At 71.4% G+C, this 15,971-nt stretch carries 12 protein-coding genes and 2 pseudogenes; 7 read left to right on the top strand and 7 right to left on the bottom strand.

Annotated elements, in window-relative coordinates:
* Positions 1-37: 37 nt before the first annotated feature.
* From ACIRYZ_RS13030 to ACIRYZ_RS13020, 3 genes are all read right to left on the bottom strand, one after another.
* A complete protein-coding gene (locus tag ACIRYZ_RS13030) occupies positions 38-1,132 on the bottom strand; it encodes an MFS transporter (protein WP_402942913.1) in 1,095 nt (364 codons plus the stop codon).
* Positions 1,129-2,379, bottom strand: a complete 1,251-nt coding sequence (locus ACIRYZ_RS13025) for a zinc-binding dehydrogenase (RefSeq protein ID WP_402942910.1) — start codon at positions 2,377-2,379, stop codon at positions 1,129-1,131. Before ACIRYZ_RS13025 ends, ACIRYZ_RS13030 begins: the two co-directional genes overlap by 4 nt.
* A 166-nt stretch (positions 2,380-2,545) precedes the next feature.
* Positions 2,546-3,268: a GntR family transcriptional regulator gene (locus ACIRYZ_RS13020; RefSeq protein ID WP_402942908.1), complete on the bottom strand. Its 723-nt coding sequence runs from the start codon at positions 3,266-3,268 to the stop codon at positions 2,546-2,548.
* A gap of 246 nt (positions 3,269-3,514) precedes the next feature.
* On the opposite strand from ACIRYZ_RS13020, the gene deoC reads away from it, so the two are divergent.
* Together deoC and ACIRYZ_RS13010 are read left to right on the top strand one after the other, a co-directional pair.
* A complete protein-coding gene (gene deoC, locus ACIRYZ_RS13015; RefSeq protein ID WP_402942905.1) occupies positions 3,515-4,207 on the top strand; it encodes a deoxyribose-phosphate aldolase in 693 nt (230 codons plus the stop codon).
* 451 nt (positions 4,208-4,658) lie between these two features.
* Positions 4,659-4,897 (top strand): annotated as a pseudogene (locus ACIRYZ_RS13010) (transposase); the annotation flags it as partial.
* A gap of 276 nt (positions 4,898-5,173) precedes the next feature.
* On the opposite strand, the gene ACIRYZ_RS13005 reads toward ACIRYZ_RS13010, so the two are convergent.
* The 3 genes and pseudogenes from ACIRYZ_RS13005 to ACIRYZ_RS12995 all read right to left on the bottom strand — a co-directional run bounded on the left by ACIRYZ_RS13005 (position 5,174) and on the right by ACIRYZ_RS12995 (position 8,550).
* A complete protein-coding gene (locus ACIRYZ_RS13005) occupies positions 5,174-5,713 on the bottom strand; it encodes a hypothetical protein (protein WP_402942903.1) in 540 nt (179 codons plus the stop codon).
* Positions 5,714-5,733: 20 nt separating this feature from the next.
* Positions 5,734-7,806: pseudogene (locus ACIRYZ_RS13000) on the bottom strand (hypothetical protein).
* Positions 7,807-8,550 carry an NrtR DNA-binding winged helix domain-containing protein gene (locus ACIRYZ_RS12995; RefSeq protein ID WP_402942900.1) on the bottom strand — a complete coding sequence of 248 codons (744 nt, stop codon included), beginning with the start codon at positions 8,548-8,550 and terminating at the stop codon, positions 7,807-7,809.
* A gap of 513 nt (positions 8,551-9,063) precedes the next feature.
* Here ACIRYZ_RS12995 and ACIRYZ_RS12990 point away from each other — a divergent pair.
* From ACIRYZ_RS12990 to ACIRYZ_RS12980, 3 genes are all read left to right on the top strand, one after another.
* Positions 9,064-9,660, top strand: coding sequence for a TetR/AcrR family transcriptional regulator (locus tag ACIRYZ_RS12990; RefSeq protein ID WP_402942897.1), 597 nt, complete (start codon positions 9,064-9,066; stop codon positions 9,658-9,660).
* Between the two features lie 308 nt (positions 9,661-9,968).
* Complete coding sequence (locus tag ACIRYZ_RS12985) at positions 9,969-11,102, top strand: PP2C family protein-serine/threonine phosphatase (protein WP_402942894.1); 1,134 nt, start codon at positions 9,969-9,971, stop codon at positions 11,100-11,102.
* Positions 11,103-11,114: 12 nt separating this feature from the next.
* Entirely contained in the window at positions 11,115-12,422 is a 1,308-nt protein-coding gene (locus ACIRYZ_RS12980) for a cation:proton antiporter (protein WP_402943425.1), read from the top strand.
* A gap of 3 nt (positions 12,423-12,425) precedes the next feature.
* Here ACIRYZ_RS12980 and ACIRYZ_RS12975 read toward each other — a convergent pair whose 3' ends face one another.
* On the bottom strand, positions 12,426-13,679 hold the full coding sequence (locus tag ACIRYZ_RS12975; protein ID WP_402942892.1) for a threonine/serine exporter family protein: 1,254 nt from the start codon (positions 13,677-13,679) through the stop codon (positions 12,426-12,428).
* Between the two features lie 339 nt (positions 13,680-14,018).
* Between ACIRYZ_RS12975 and ACIRYZ_RS12970 the strand changes: the two genes are divergently transcribed.
* Together ACIRYZ_RS12970 and ACIRYZ_RS12965 are read left to right on the top strand one after the other, a co-directional pair.
* Positions 14,019-14,948, top strand: a complete 930-nt coding sequence (locus tag ACIRYZ_RS12970) for a RimK family alpha-L-glutamate ligase (RefSeq protein WP_402942889.1) — start codon at positions 14,019-14,021, stop codon at positions 14,946-14,948.
* 122 nt (positions 14,949-15,070) lie between these two features.
* The gene (locus tag ACIRYZ_RS12965) at positions 15,071-15,952 is read left to right on the top strand and encodes a phenylalanine 4-monooxygenase (RefSeq protein ID WP_402942886.1); all 882 of its coding nucleotides are present in this window, start codon (positions 15,071-15,073) and stop codon (positions 15,950-15,952) included.
* Positions 15,953-15,971 lie beyond the last annotated feature (19 nt).

Below are 15,971 nucleotides of genomic sequence, written 5' to 3'. Positions count from 1 at the left end.
CGCGCTGGTGGGGGCGCCTTATGTGGCTGGCGGTCCCCTAATTGGGGCGGGGGGGGGGGGGGGGGGGGGGGGGCCCCCGCCCCCCCCCCACCGCGAGGGCGAGGGTCAGCGGGAAGAGGTTGGCCACACCCAGGCCGCCCAGGACGAGGCCCAGCAGGGCGAGCCAGGTGGCGCGGGCGAGCCACAGGGCGAGGAACCCGGCGGCGGCGACGGCCAGGGAAACGGCCACCAGCGCGGCCGCGCGGGCGGGGCGGCCGCCGGACGTCAGCCGGCTACCCGCCAGCCGTCCGGCGAGTTCGCCGCCGTAGAACAGGGCGAGTGCCGCCGAGGACTGACGGTCCGTCAGATGGACGGCGTCGGTGAGCAGGGGCACGGCGTAGTAGGCGAGGCAGAACTCGAACCCCACGACCAGGCCGCACAGCGCGGCGGCGCGCCGGAACGCGCCCGCCGCCCGCCGGCCCGCCGTCTCCGCGGCCGGGCCTGCGGCGGGGACGGAGGGGTCGCGGGCCGCAGCGGCCCGGCTGGTGTGCGGGCGCAGCGGCTCGCGGCCGAGCGCCGGGTACAGGGCGCCCAGGGCGACGGCGGGCAGGACGAGGGACCAGTTCCAGGAGGCTCCGGCGCTCTCCAGTCCGCTGATGACCAGGGGCGCCGCGAGCGCGCTGACGCTCGCGGCGGCGTTGGCCTCGACCAGGGCGCGGGCCCGCAGCGACTCGTGGCCGCCGTGGTGCTCGGCCAGGACCGCCAGGGCCGTGGTCTGGAGCAGGGCCCCGCCGACGCCGCCGAGGGCCGCCGCGCCGAGGGTGACGGCGGCCGACACCGCCGTCGCCAGCAGCAGCGCCCCGAGGGCCAGGGCGGCCAGGGCGGACCAGAAGAGCGCCCGGTGGCCCACCCGTTCGCGCAGGCGGCCGAAGAGCAGGTTGGTGAGGATCGCTCCGGCGGCGAAGGCCGTGGAGTGCAGGCTCATCAGCAGGTAGCTCAGGTGCAGGTCCCGGCGCAGCAGGGGCAGCAGCGGTCCGAGCGCGTACAGCAGGTAGGCGTACACGGCCAGTCCGCTGTAGGCGGTGGCGGTCAGGCGGTCACGCACGAAGGCGGGCGCCGGGTGGCCGGCGGCCCGCAGGTGGGTGCCGCTCATCCCGGCATCCCGGCCTGTTCGGCGAGGCTCCCGCCGCCGGCGGCGGGCACGTCGGCTGGGGTGTCCGCCGGGACCGGGACGCCGGTGGCCGCGGCGGCCGTGCGACGCACGTGGTCGAGCAGGACGGAGGGGGCGAGCAGCGAGGTCTTCATCGAGGCGCCCCGACCGTAGCCGGTGAAGGCCTCGCGCACGGCCGCCTCGTCGTCCAGGCAGGCCCGGGTGGTGATCAGGGGAGCGGGGTCGATCAGGCCCGACTCGACGAGCCGCAGGGCCACGGCGGTGACGTGGGCGGAGCGGGCCATCGGGAACGAACGGACGTCGAAGGGCGTGGAGAGCAGCCGCAGGCCCTTGGCGAGGATCATCCAGGTGTTGAGCCGCTGCGGGACGGCCGTCGCGCCGTAGATGACGTACGGGCCGCCGGGGCGCAGCAGTCCCATCGCCATCTCCCGGATGTCCTTGCCCGGGGCGCCCGGTGCATCCGCGGCGCCCGGTACGACCGGTACGACCGGTGCGGCCGGCGCCGCGATGTGCGGCAGCGCGTCGAACACGTAGTCCGCGTACTGGTCGTGGTGTTCGCGCACGAACGCCTGGAGTTCCGCCGCCTGGGTCTCGGAGTTGAAGGCGCGGGAGGCGCCGTGGCGCAGGGCGACGTCCATCCGGGCGCCGTTGCGGTCCAAGACTGTGATCGGGCCCGCGCCGAGGTGGCGGTGCAGCACCTGGACGGCCAGCTGGGCGCTCGGCCCGCAGCCGAGCACAACACAGGTGTCGCCGGGCCTGGGCGGGTTGAGCAGCAACGACCGCAGGACGGACGTGAGCGGCTCGATCACCGACGCCAGGTCCGAGGGCACGTGCGGCGGCAGCACGACGGCGGCGGCCTGGTCGGCGTCGTAGAAGTTGCGCCCGGTGTACCAGGAGGTCTCCAGGCCGATCCGGCCGGGGAACAGCGGCCGGATCACCCGGTACTCGGCCATCCCGCCGAAATCGGTCTGGCCCCAGTAGGTGACCCGGTCACCGGGCCGGACGTCGCCCCGCAGCCTCTTCCCGACCTCGACGACCCTGCCCACGTATTCGTGCCCGGGGATGATCGGCCAGTTCTCCGCGAAGAGGTGCCCGCGGAAGTAGGAGACGTCGGTGGAGCAGATGGAAACAGCTTCGGTCTGCAGGAGGATCTCGTCCTCACGGCATTCCGGATCGGGCACCAGAGTGCGGTTGATTTCCCCGGGAGAGGTCATCAGGTACGCGTACACGGCGTTTCCTCCACGCAATCGAAGAGCATTCCACTGCCGGAAACCGGCCGGGCCGCATCGCCCGTCGGCTGTGAAGTCCCCCGCACACAATCCGCCCCGCGTCCGCCGCTGGCGCCGCCCGCGCCCAGGACGCGTGTCCCGGGCGCGGGCGGCGCCGGACCCCGGCTCAGGAATCGACCTCGAAGGCGACGTCCAGGCCGTACCGGTCGCCCACGTACCGGGATTCGGTCAGCTCCAGCGGCTGTTCGTCCTGGTCGACGATGAGCCGTTCCTCGACCAGCAGCGCGGTGCCGACGGCCACTTCCAGCAGCCCGGCCTCCCGCTCACCGGCCGAGGCCGCCCTGATGGAGGCGTGCCCCCGGGTCGGCACCCGGCCAAGGCCGGTGAGCGTCTCGTGCATCGACGCCGTACGGAAGTCGGCCTGCAGCAGGGCGGCCAGTGTGCCGGGGAACACCGCCCGCTCCAGCGCGGTCGGCAGACCGTCGGCCAGCCGCACCCGCACCACCTCCACGACCTCCGCCGCCGGGGCGCTTCCGGGCAGCCGCAGCCGGTGCACCTCCTGCGGCCGGGCCGGCCGCAGGAGCGCCGAAACCAGCCGCGACGAGGGACTGCGGCCCTGTCTGCGCATTTCCTCGCTGAACCGGACGAGATTCTCCGCGCGCCGGTGGGTCGGCGGTTCCGCGACGAATGTCCCGCGCCCGGAGACCCGGTACACCAGGCCTTCCGCGACGAGCCGTTGAACGGCCGCCCGGGCGGTCATTCGGCTCACTCCGAATTCCTCGCACAAATCGGCCTCCGAAGGGAGGGGATCGTGCGGTCGACGGCCGGCGATCCGGTTCCGGAGCGCCTTTTCGATCTGGTGGTACCGGGGTGCGAAATCGGTTGCCAAAAGGGGTTCCTTCGGAAATCGAGGCTACGCCGTCTAGCTGTCTAGTCAACCAGCGTAGACCAGTGCACAGCGGACATTTCATGGCCAACCACACCACGAGCAAGAGGCGTGCAGAGTGATCTGCCTCACATTTCCGGCTCGGGTAGTGCTGTATAGACAGCTAGACAGGCGGCGGGTAGGGTCAAAGCGCCAGCGCCGTCCCGCCCAGCGGCGGGACGCGAAACGCCACACCCCCGGGACAGGCTCATGGACCCCACCGACATCGACGTCCGCCGGCTCGCCAAGATGATCGACCACTCGCTCCTGCGCCCCGAACTGACCACCGGAGAAGTCCTCGACGGCTGCCACCTCGCCGCGCGCTACGACGTCGCCTCCGTCTGCGTGCGACCCGCCGACGTCCCCCTCGCGGTCAAAGCACTCGCCGGCACCGGGGTCGCCGTCGGCACCGTCATCGGCTTCCCGCACGGCGCCTCCACCACACCCGTCAAGAAGAACGAGGCCCTCGACGCCCTCGCCGCCGGCGCCACCGAACTCGACGTGGTCCTCAACATCGGCCTGCTGCGCAGCGGCAAGGACGACGCGGTGCGCGAGGACATCGCGGCGGTCGTCGGCGCCGCGGCGGGCGGCGCCTGCACCAAGGTGATCTTCGAGAACGCCTACCTGAAGGACACGGACAAGCTGCGCGCCTGCCGCCTGAGCACGCTGGCCGGGGCGGACTTCGTGAAGACCTCCACCGGCTTCGCGCCCGGCGGCGCCACCCTGGAGGACGTCCGGCTGATGCGGGCGAACGTGCCCGCGCACATGATGGTCAAGGCCGCCGGCGGGGTGCGCACCCTCGACCGCATGCTGGAGTTCGTGGCCGCGGGAGCCGAACGCTTCGGTGCCACCGCCACCGCCACCATCCTCGACGACCTGGCCGCCCGCCGCGCCGGATCCTGACCCCGGCGCCGGGGCCGCGACGGTGGCAGGCGCCCGTCGGGCGGCTGACGCTGGCACCAGTTCGAGGCGGTGGGAATTTCAGCCGCGTTGTCGAACGGCAGGACGTCCTGGACTGCCACGGTAAGCACCGTTGCTGTACTGACCGGTGGTGCACTTCGCGTTCACGCCCATGGGCGGGACCGCCCACTACGCCAGCCACCTCACCGCCGACGAGCGCACCGCAGTCACAACAGCGGCCACCCGCCACTTCCAAGCCGCCCAGTGGGGCCAGAGACTCACCCATCGCGGCATCCAGCTCATCCACCCCCACCACCTCGCCCCACATCTGCGTACGAATTCGGTGACACTGTCCGGCGCTATGGCTGCCATCGCCGGGGACGAGGCAGCCAACCACCTGGACGCCGCAGGCCACGGCCGGCAGGCGGCCGCACTGCGCGCCGCCCGCCCCTATCGGCTGCCTAACCGGATCGACTGGGATGCCGACGGGGTGCTCGATGACGTGCGCGAGTACGTCGTCGAGCACCTGGCCAATCCGGGCAGTGTGCTGATCATGGAAGACACCGGCTTCCTGAAGAAGGGTGTGGGGCCGGCCGGTGTTCAGAGGCAGTACTCCGGCACTCCGGCCGCACCGAGAACTGCCAGGTCGGAGCCTTCCTCGCCTACTCCGGCGAGCGGGGCCGGACCCTGATCACCGGGCGGGAGGCGTCTCGTTGGCGCCGGCCTGCGTCGCTGAGCAAGGGCACGAGGTGGCCACCGCGAACCCCAGGTGGTGCCCGTAAGGGTGGGGAACCTGGCTCGGGCAAGCTTGCCATCGAGCTGGTCGACGGGCGCACCTACACCGTCGACCTGGACGAACTGACCTTGCCCGAGCCGGACGGCTGCTGACCGGATAGCTGAGCCCGACCCGCGCGTCCGGGCGGCGGAGGCGTCGGGCGCGCGGGTCGAGCGGTTACGGCGTGGCTGGTGCTACGGCTCCGCACGGCGCAGGAACTGCCAGCCCAATACGGCCAGGGCGAGTGTCTGCACGAGAGAAGTGACCACGAGTAGGGGCTGAACGGTGGGGGAGCACCAGAACACGGTCGTGCAGACCATCGGCAGGACCAGGTAGGCGAACAGGTCCACCGCGGTCTGAAGCCGCTTGCGCATGGTGCGGCCCGCAACGTTGCGGTGGTAGACCTCCCAGCCGAACACCGTGCCGTGGGCGGAGGTGAGTTCGCCCAGCCGCGGTCCCAGTTGGTCACGGACGTAGCTTCCGATCGCCGAGATCTTCTCGTCGTTGACCAGGTAGGTCCAGCCCAGGATCAGGCAGATCGCGGGGACGGAGAGCAAGAGTCGGGGTTGTCCGCTTTGGAGGGCGATCGCCACGACTGCGGTGGCCGCGGCGAGCGTGAAGTAGAGCAGGTTGTCGCGGAACCCTATGCGGGTCTTCTGCTCTTGCTTGAGGCAGTCGTACTCGGCCAGCAGGATTGTGCTCTCGGTGACATCGTCCGTGGAAGTCACAGGCATTCCCATGTTCGAGTTAAGGATCAGCCGGCTATCTGGAAGGGCGTCAGGTTGTTGGGACTGAGCCGTTCGATCCAGCCCTTCCCGTCCGCCGCTATCCCCTCAAGGAGGCGGAAGGTGTGGGTGGAGCCGGCCGCGTTGAGGTTGATCTCGGAGATCTCCTGAGAGTTCTCGTCCGGCGCCAGTTGATGGGCATCGGCGTCCTTGACGCGGATCTTCCTGGCCGGTCCGTTGGTGAGGATGAGCTCCAGGTCGTAGCCGACGTTGACGTTCTCCGTCACCTGCACGGAGGACAGCGCGTCGAACCGGTAGTTGCTCCGCTGCTCGTTCTTGCGCGTGGCGTCGGAGAAGTTGAACTCGGAGCTGATCTCGCGGATGCCGTCCTGGGTGAACAGGAATAGGCGGAAGACGTAGTGCGAGTACCGCCAGGGGCCGCCCCTGACCCGGCCTCGTTTGTAGGAAGGGGCCGGGGCAACCAGGACGGTGTGGGTGATCAGGTCGCGCCAGGTGAGCCGGTGGTGCCGGAGTGCTTCATCGAGGAAAGAAGTCTTGTCGCAGGTGAGCCAGGTCTCCATTTCCAGCTCGCTGGGGCGCGTGGCGTCCAGGAACGACTGCCATCGCTCGTGGGCGATCTGTCGTTCGGTCAGCTGTTCATGGTACTTCTGCGTCTCCCGGGCCAGCCGGTGCTCCTCACGCCGAACTTTCAGCCACAGGGAAGCGGCCGCACTCCCGGACCAGGCCGCACCGAGCACGGCTAGGAACGCCCACAGCAGCCTCAGTGAGGCGGCACCCGAGACTGCCGTTCCGAAGGCGGTCAGAACCGCGGCGCCGAGAACGGCCAGGGCCAGCACGGTCGGGGTCTTCGTCCTGACCGGAGTCCGCTCCTGGCGGTGATGATCGAACAGGGTGCCGTCGTTGTGGCGGTTCCGAGCGTCCTCGGCGAGGTAGCGGATCAACCAGCGAACCCGGTCCACACCGATCCGGCTCTCCCGATAGAGGTCCGCGATCTCGGCGGCCAGGCTGCCGCGGACCTGAGCGGTGTGAGCGAGCCAGGCCTCCGGGGTGAACCCGTAGGGTGTGCGAACGCTGAAGTAATGGTCGAACTCATGACGGACTTGCTTGGTGAACCCGTCCTCGGCGGAGGCGGGACCTCGAGCGTGCGGAAAGCGGGGCGCGGCCGTGAGGTCCAACAGGGGTTCCTGGCCTCACCACCGGACGCCGAAGCGTGCCGCGGTGAGACCTGCGCCGAGCGCCACCGGTAACTCGACGATTGCCTTGGCCGGATCCGCGATCAGTGCCAGGGCCCAGAGCAGCACGCTGCTGACGGCGAACAGGGCCACCCGGAGCGGGAGGGCCGCCTTGGCGGCGGCAGCGGTGTTCGGGCGGGGCGGAAGGGCGCGCGCTCCGATGGGCGCGGGTTCGAAGTAGGCCCAGACTCGCCGGACCCGGTCATTGCCGAAGCGCTCCGCCCTGGCCCGTTCGCAGGTCTCTGCCCACAGGTCGTCCTTCAGCCCTCCGGTGAGCATGAGGTCGAGGTGGCGGAGGATCGCGTCGTGCTGGCGGAGCGGCAGGCCTTGCAGCTGCTTCAGCACGGGGCCGGTCTCGCCGCTGGCGGTACTGAGCACCGCCAGCAGGTCGAAGGTGACGCGCAGAGCTTCCGTCCACTCGTCCTCGGCGTAGGTCCGTACGAGCCCGGAGGTGTAGTGCAGCCGTTGGACCTCTTCGGTGCTGAGGTCGTCGTAGGTGCGTGCGCTGAGTACGGCGAGTACCCAGTGGAAACGAACTTCCGCGCCGTCGTGTGTCGCCATCACCACATCGCCCAGTCTGGCGGTGTCCCAAAGGGCGCCGGCGACCCCGACGAACAGTACGGCCACCGGCGAGAATTCCTGGATCGCGCGTTCGGCGAGCACTGCGGCGGAATGGTTCCCCTTGCTCGTCAGACCGAGTGCGACACGGCACGATGTGCCCTGCACGGTTCCCACTTCGAACCGGGTGCCACGCTCATGGCGATGCACCTGGGGACCCGCCAGCCGCTGGCGCACGGCCTGGTATTCAAGATTGAGGGCAGTGAGAACCACCACCAGGCCATTCGACATCTATTCCTCTTTCCCTCTCGTGTTTTCGTCCGTCCCGGATGGCGCAGGTCGGATCAGCGGTGGGAACAGCACGGTGTTGGGACCGGCCCGGTAGAGCTGTGCGGGCCGTCCTCCGGTCGTCCTGCGATCCGTGCCGGCGGGGACGATGAACCCCTTCGCGGCTTGAACCTTGCGGTAGAAGTTGCGGGTGTCGAGTTCGGTGCCCCAAACGGCCTCGTATACCTGTTGCAGCTCCGCGATGGTGAAATGTTCCCTGCAGAATGCTGTGGCCAGCGCCGAGAACTCGAGCTTGGTACGCGCGCGCTCGATCCCGTCCGTAGCAATCCGACGGTGGTCGAAGGCGAGCTCCACCTCGCCGGACAGGACGGCTTCCGCGGGAACCCACGTGGCATCGGTGGCATCCGTTCCCGCGACCGGGTCGGGCAGCCCCGGTGCGATCGCCAGGTGGGCCACGGAGACGACCCGGCCCCGCGGATCGCGGCCCGAGTCCCCGTACACGGACAGCTGTTCAAGGTGAACCCAGCCGGCGGCCAGGGCCGTTTCCTCGCTCAGTTCGCGGTGAGCGGCATCCAGAATCTCCTCACCATCGTGGCTCAGGAATCCGCCGGGCAGGGCGGGCATGCCCCGGAATGGATCTTCGCCCCGCTCCACCAGGAGTACGTGTAGGTGGCTCTCTCGCAGCGTCAGGATCACGAGATCGACCGCCAGCAGTACGGAAGGTGGTGACCACACATCATCTTCCATGTTTTGCAACATACTTGAGTTACTGTCACTTGCACAAGAAGGTGAGATGGCAAGGATTGCTGCGCTGCTTGACTCTGCGGCGTGTACGGCGGGCCGCACGGGATCGACCGGCTGGCATTGGCCCAACCAGTCCGTTCCAGGTCAGTGGTCCCTGCGGCGGGTACTGCGACACTGCCCACATGGTCAACGGCCTGGCCGATGCCAGCTCCCTGTAGCTGCTGCAGCACGCCAGAACCTGGTCGACGAAGTGCCATCTGCTTTGATGCGGCTTGCCTCTCCGTACGGGCTGCCCAGCCAGAGCCCCGCCGGGGCAGCTGGGTCCAGGCCCGCGCCCGGGAGTGCACAGGCGTCTTCCTCCTTCTCGGCTGCTCCGTTGGGGTGCCGGAGTGTTCCGCCGATCTGGATGGGGCCGGCCCGGGATAAACTGGACCAGCGGTCAGCTTCCGCTCATGGCCGTACTGGACCGCCGGTCCAGTTGTCCACTGGTACGAGACGAACAGGGACGGGCAGCCCATGGCCGAGGGCCGACGCGAACGCGCCGACGCGATCCGGAACCGGCGCGCGATCCTGCGCGCCACCGAGGAACTCCTCGCCGGCCACCGGCCCGAGCAGATCTCGATGGAGCGGGTCGCGGCCGCCGCCGGGGTCGGCAAGGGGACGGTCTTCCACCGCTTCGGCAGCCGGATGGGCCTGATGCTCGCGCTGATGAAGGAGCGGGCGCTCGACCTGGACGAGGCCCTGCGCGACGGGCCGCCGCCGCTGGGCCCCGGTGCCCCGCCCCGCGAGCGCATGCTCGCCTTCCTGGACGCCGTGGTCGCGGTGGTCACCCGCAACAAGAGCCTGCTCGCCGCGCTCGGCCACGCCGCCGCCACCACGCCGAAGGCGCCCGACCAGGGCCCGCCCGGCGACCACCCGGTCTACCGTTCCTGGCACGGCCACCTGAGCGCGCTGATCGCCGAACAGCGCCCGGACCTGGACGCCGAGCTGCTCGCCCACCTCCTGCTCGGCTCCCTGCAGAGCGACCCGGTCCTGCGGCTGATGGAACAGGGCGAGGGGCAGCGGCTCGCCGACGGGCTACGGGAGCTGGCCACCTCGCTGGTCGACCGCTGACGTCCGCCCGGTGATCGGTGCTCGGTGCTCCGGCTGTCCGGCTCGGCGGTCCGGGCCCCGCGGCTGGGCCCCGCGGCTGGGTCCCGCGACTGGGCCGAACGTGCGACGGCCGAGGGCGCGAGGCCGTTGCGTGCCCTCCGACGGGCTTCGCCCCCTAACGTTGGGCGCGACCTCCCCGCCCCGGAGCCGCGCGCCCGGGGCGGACCGGGGCGGACCGGGGCGGATCGCGGGAGGCCGCACGGACCGTCACGACAACGGTCCGTCGCAACAAACGGAACGTCGGATCAGCGGATGAGTGGAGGGGCCGGTTGCGGGAGCGGTCCGCGGAGACGCAGCAGCTGCCGCTGGTGGTCCAGTACGGCCACCATTCCTGGCTGGTGCCCGCGGCGCTGCTGGTGATGGTCGTGGTCGTGGACGGGCTCACGCCGCACTCCTTCGCCTCCGTCAGCTGGCTGGTGCTGGTCCCCGTGGTCGCCGCCGGGCTCTGCGGCCCGCTGCTCACCGCGGTCTTCTCCTGCCTCTCGATCGCCGCCTACCCGGCGCTGGACAGCATCTGGGCCAAGTCCCAGGGCATGGAGGACTTCCTGCTGGTGATCGCCGGGGCCGTCCTCGCGGTGCCGGTCAGCGTCTTCCGTGCCCAGGGGGCCGCCTACGTCCGGCATCTGCAGGGCGCCGCCGAGACCACCCGGCAGGTGGTGCTGCGCCCGGTGCCGCCGGGCTGGGGCGGAGTGGACTCGGCGGCCCGCTACCTGGCGGCGGACATCGAGGCCCGGGTGGGCGGAGACTTCTACGACGTCGTGGCCACCCCCTACGGCGCCAGGGTCATCCTCGGCGATGTCCAGGGCAAGGGACTGCCGGCCGTCTCCACGGCGGCGGCCCTGGTCGGCTGCTTCCGGGAGGCCGCCTTCCAGGAGGAGGACCTGGCGACCGTCGCCCTCCGGCTCGAAGAGCGGCTGCTGCGGCAGAACCGGCTGTCGGCCCGACTGGGCGAGAAGGAGGAACGGTTCGTCACGGCGGTCATCGTCTGGTTCCCCGATGACGAGCCGGGCGAGATCCGGATGGTCAACTTCGGTCACGACGGCCCCCACGTCCTGGGCCCGGCCGGCGTACGGCAGCTGCCGTCGGGAGGCGGCGCGCCGATCGGCCTCGCCCAACTGGCCAGCGGGCTCCCGGAGGTCCGGCGCCTGCGCCTGGGAGCGGACGAGACCGTACTGATCGTCTCCGACGGGGTCACCGAGGCCCGCGACCGACAGGGCGCGTTCTTCGGCCTCCGCGCGCACCTGGAACGCCTGGCCGGCCTGCCCGGGGCCGCCGAGCCCGAACGCCTGGTGGACGAAGTCGCCTCCGCCGTCGTACGGCACACCGGCGGCCGCCGGACCGACGACACCGCGCTGATCGCCGTCCGGCGGTCCACCGGGGCGCCGATGGACCGACTGCGGTAGAGCCGCCGGACGATCATCGGCGCGGCTTCCGCCCCGGCCCGGGGAACTCCGGAGAATGGTCGGACGCCCTTCCCCCCGCCACCCCTGAGAGTCCCCGTGGTCGCTCTGCTCGTCCTGGTGTCCCTGCTGTTCGCGTGGACCCTGGTGTCGGACCGGATGGCCCGATGGAGCATCACCGGCCCGATCGCGTTCGCGCTGGCGGGCGTCATCCTGACCCGGGGCGCCGACCCCGTCGTCCCGCTCAACCTGGAGACCCACGCCTTCGAGCGAGCCGTCGAACTCGTCCTGGCCGTCGTCCTGTTCACGGACGCGACCGAGGCCCGGGGCTACGAGCCGATGGGCAGGTCGATCGGGCAGGGCCGACTGCTGAGCCTGGCACTGCCCGCCTCCGTCGCCCTGGCCGTCCTCGTCGGCGCCGCGCTGTTCCCCGACCGCGGCTGGTGGCTGCTGGCCGTGGCGGCACTGGTGGTGATGCCCATGGACCTCGCCCCGACCCTGATGTTCCTACGGGACGAGCGCGTTCCCGCGCGGGTGCGCAACGCCCTGAACGTCGAGGGTGGCTACAACGACGGGCTGATCTCCCCGCTCTTCACCTTCTGCGTGGCCAACCTGGTCTCGGTGAAGGGCGGTTCCTTCACCGAGCTGGTGCTGAACGCCCTCCGCGGCGCCGCCTACGCGATCCTGGCCGGAACCGTGCTGGGCGTGCTGACGGCGCAGTTGGCACGCCGCGCGCTGGACGCCGGGTGGACCGGCCGCGCCGGACTGCGGCTCGCCACGGTGGCGCTGCCCTTCCTCGCCTACGCGGCCTCCGTGCTGGCTGGAGGGAACGGCTTCGTGGCGGCCTTCGTGACCGGCGTCTGGTACGCCCGCACGGTGCGGGTCATCGGCCACGACATCCTCGAACTCGTGCACGACGAGAGCCACGTCCTGGCCCTGGCCGTGTGGTTCACCTTCGGCAAGCTCGCCGCGGACGAGTTCTCGAACGGCGTGGGCCTGCGCAGCGTCGGATTCGCGCTGCTCGCGCTGACCGTGGCCCGGTTCCTGCCGGTGATCGCCGCACTGATCGGTACGGAGTTCAGCCCGCCCGAACGCCAGGCGATCGGCTGGCTCGGCCCGCGCGGCGTCACGTCGATCGTCTTCGCGCTGCTCGCGTACGCCCAGATCCCGGAGCACGAAGGAACCTTCGTCCTGAACGTGATGTGCACGACCGTGCTGCTCAGCGTCATCCTGCACGGCATCACCCTGGAACCGATCGCCCGCTGGTTCCAGCGCCACCCCCAGCCGCAGGCGGGGCCCGCCTCGGCGGGCCCCGCCCGGTGATCGTCAGGCCCGCAGCTGCGCCACGGCGAGGGAGGGGCGCGGGATCCGGCTGATCACCGAGCCGATCAGGGTGCCGATCGACACCCCGAACACCGCCGACACGGCGGCCAGCACCGACTGGGCCCCGTTGCCGACCTCGATCTGCGCGGTGTTCAGCAGACCGAAGGAGCCCGGCACCACGATCCAGAACGCGGGCAGGTAGAGCACCTGCCACAGCGGGCCGCCCGGCAGCCAGTGCACGACGGTCGCGGCGACGGCGGCGCTGACCGCGCCGGCCAGACCGCCGATCGCCGCGCCGTGGACCGAGCCCACCGCCACCTGGACGGTGACGCTGACCGCGATCACCGCGACGATCCACGGGATGGCCGACGGCGGGGTGTTCACATTGACCACCACGCCGGCCACCGCGAGCGCCAGCCCCAGCCCGATCACCCACCAACTCGGCTTGGCCACCTGGATGTTGGCGAGGGCCGAGGCGGGCATGCCGATCGCCGTCGTGGCGGCGGCCACCCCGGCGAGGAAGAGCGCCAGCTGCACCGCGCCGGACACCAGCCGGGCCGTCCCGGCACTGGCGGCGCCCGCCGCGATCTCCGATAGCCCGGTGACCAGCAGTCCGCCCGGCAGCAGGATCGCCAGGGTGGCCACGATGGTGCGCAGCGGACCGTCCAGCAGCGAGGCCCGGGCGAGCGAGAGGACCAGCAGCGCGACCAGGAACCCGGCCGTGACGGGCAGCAGCGGCCGCAGCCGGGGCAGGCGGCGGGCCAGCATGGTCAGCCCGGCCACGATCAGCGAGCCGGCCCCGGCCGCCAGCACGTTCGCCGTCACCGGCTGGAGGAAGATGCAGACGCCCACCCCGACCGGCAGCGCCCCGAGGTCCGCCACCCAGGCGGGCCAGCGGGCCGGCGCCCGGTGGATCCGCTCCAGCTCGGCGAGCGCCTGGTGCCCGTCGACCTCGCCCGCGCGCAGCCGGTGCACCAGGTGGAGGACGTCCGCCGTCTGCTCGAACCGGAGCGCGGCGCCGACCGGCTGGAACCGGGTGGCCTCGTCCGCGTGCAGGGCCACGAACAGGCCGTTGGTCAGGGCGGCGACCCGTACGTTCGGAGCCCCCATCGCCGCTCCCAACGCGTGGAGCTCCTCCTCGACGTCGTGGACGGGAATGCCGCCGCCCAGGAGGGCGTCGCCCAGTTCGAGCAGCAGGCGGCGGAGCGGGTCCGGTGGGGCTTCGGGGTCCCGGACCGATGGAGACTTGCTAGACATGGCAGGTATCGTCCCATCCCGCCCGAATCGGTCCGACTGTGCCCCGGTCTGTTCGCGCTGGTCCGTTCGCGACCGGGTGCGCGGGAGCCCAGGAGCCACCACCGGGTCCGGAAGGTGTGGGTCGATAGTCTGTCCGCCTGGTCGGGCGTCGCCGACCCCGTGCACCGCAGAGGGGCACTCGATGATTCGCGCGATCCTGCAGGCCAACGCAGGCTGCTCGGTGGCGTTGCGCGCCAGGCGCTTCATCTCGTACCCACCGCCTGGGCCGGCAGGGTCCGCCATCGCCGCGCTGTAGAGTGACCGCCACACTGTCACTTTGAGTGATGGAAAGGGAGTCGCATGGTGACGGCTGGTGGTGTGGCGGACGGCTGGAACACCGAGGCCGAGGTGTGGCTGCTCATCGGAACCGGGCTGTACATGCCGCGGATCTTCGGGGAGCTGAACACCGCCCTGGAAAGGGAGTTCGGGCAGCGGTACGCGGTGGTGAGCACCGAGGACCTGCTGCTGGGAGTGAAGGGCGGCCGGCTGACCCTGCACGACCTGACCGGGCGAGCGGTGCGGACGCCGAAGGTCGTGTATGCGCGGCTGTCCAGCCCCCGAGTGAGCACCGACCGGGAGATCACCCTGCTGCGGCAGTTGCAGGAGATGGGCGCCACCCTGCTCAACCCGCCCGAGACGGTGCTGGCCTGCGTCAACAAGTTCTGGCAGCTGCAACAGTTCGCCCTGGCGGGGCTGCCTGTGCCCGACACCCTCAGCTACACGGACGCGCCCATGAGCGCCGTGATCCGGGCCGGAGTGCCGGAGCCGTGCGTGGTCAAGGCGGTACGGGGCCAGCGCGGTCAGCAGGTGTTCCTCGCGCCGGACGCGGCCATGCTGTCTGCGGTGCACGGCAGCCTGCGCCAGGACGTCCCGTACCTGTTCCAGCACTACGTGGCCAGCTCACACGGGCGCGACCTGCGGGTGGTCGTGATCGACGGGCAGGCCGTGGCGGCACAGGTGAGGACCGCCCGCGACGGCGGGCTGCAGTCGAACCTCGCCCAGGGCGGCACCGCCGAGCTGTGCCTGGGCCGGTACCGGGCGGGCGAGGCGCTGGCGGTGCAGGCCGCGAAGACGCTGGGTCTGGGCGTGTGCGGGGTGGACCTGCTGTTCGGGGCGGACGGCGGATTCGTGCTCTGCGAGGTCAACGTCAACGTCGGATGGCGCGAAGCGATGCGCGAGGTCACCCCGGCCATCGTCGCCGCCTGCCGCCGACGGCTGGAGGAGCACTGACTGCCGGGACCTGCCCGGCCGGTAGCCCGGAGCTCGACCACCGCCCGGCGACGTGCGGGGCGGACGGTGCCCCCCCGGGGCATCCTGTTGCCGCGACGCGCGCTTGGGCCATCATGGCCTGTATGGGCGAGGACTTAGCGGACCTGACCCCGATCACGCCGGACGGGCAGCTCGGACCGGCGGACCAGCACCCGGGCATTCGGGACCAGGAATACCGGCGGCGGCGCCACGCCGTGACAGCGCCGGTGCGCGGCCACCAGGTGGGAGATCCGGCACCGTTGGTCAGTTACACGGAGTCGGAGCACGCGACCTGGCGCGCCGCGCATGCCGCCCTCGTCGCCGCGCACGAGGGCCGGGTGTGTCCCGAGGTGCTGGCGGCCCGTGAAGAGGCCCGGCTCCCGCCGGACCACGTCCCGCAGCTCTCCGAGGTCGGCGCCCGACTGAGGTCGCTGACCGGCTTCGACTTCACGCCCGCCGGGGGGCCGGTGCGGAACAGACGGTTCCTGGGGGCGCTGGCGGAGGGCTACTTCCACGCGGCGCAGTACGTCCGGCACCCGGCGATGCCGCTCTACACCCCCGAGCCGGACATCATCCACGACGTGTTCGGCCACGGGGCCCACCTCGCATCGCCGTGGTTCGCCGACCTGTACCGCCTGGTCGGTGCGGCCGCTGCACGGGCCGTGAGCGAGGACACGCTGGACCTCATCGGCCGGGTGTACTGGTTCAGCCTGGAGTACGGTGTCGTGGCCGACCGGAGAGGGGTGCGGGCCTACGGTGCCGCGCTGCTCTCCTCCTACGGCGAACTCCGTCGCCTGCGGCTGGCCGAGATCCGGGGCTGGGACATCGCCGACATCGCTCGGACGTCGTACCGGACGTTCGGATACCAGCCCGTGCTGTTCGGCGTCCGCTCGCTCGACCACCTGGCCGATGCCCTCCACGAGTTCCTGAACGACGTCGACGAGGACACCGGCGCCCGGCTCGGGCTGCCCACCACCGGGCCGTGACAGCCGCCCGGCCCCTCCC

This window comes from Kitasatospora sp. NPDC101155 (assembly GCF_044768305.1).
In the GTDB taxonomy this organism is placed as follows: domain Bacteria; phylum Actinomycetota; class Actinomycetes; order Streptomycetales; family Streptomycetaceae; genus Kitasatospora.
The sequence above is the reverse complement of the archived record's forward strand: the minus strand, read 5'-3'. Positions and strand labels throughout refer to the sequence as shown.